A 359-nucleotide genomic window follows, 5' to 3' on the forward strand; every position below is an offset into this window, starting at 1 on the left:
CGACATTATACGGTATTAGCAGTCGTTTCCAACTGTTGTCCCCTTCCATTCGGCAGATCCCCATACTTTACTCACCCGTCCGCCACTCGTCATCAAGTGCAAGCACTCATGTTACCGTTCGACTTGCATGTGTTAAGCCTGCCGCCAGCGTTCAATCTGAGCCATGATCAAACTCTTCAATTTAAAGTTTGATGCTCAATAACTGTCTCTGACATATTCAAATGAATCTTCAGTGTCACTTATCAAGACTTAATTTTTTAGTCCGTAGACTTTTATCTTTTGTCTCGCAAGTGCCCACACAGATTGTCTGTTTCTTCTTTTTAAAGAGCTAACAGCGTTTAATTAACTCAACATTTCGT

General features: G+C 41.2%; 1 rRNA gene. It reads right to left on the reverse strand.

Annotated features, from left to right (window positions below):
* Window positions 1-183, reverse strand: a 16S ribosomal RNA gene (locus GQ596_RS10995); the annotation flags it as partial.
* Window positions 184-359: the final 176 nt, after the last annotated feature.

The sequence above is a fragment of the Gilliamella sp. Pra-s60 genome (assembly GCF_009795755.1).
Taxonomy (GTDB): Bacteria; Pseudomonadota; Gammaproteobacteria; order Enterobacterales; family Orbaceae; genus Gilliamella.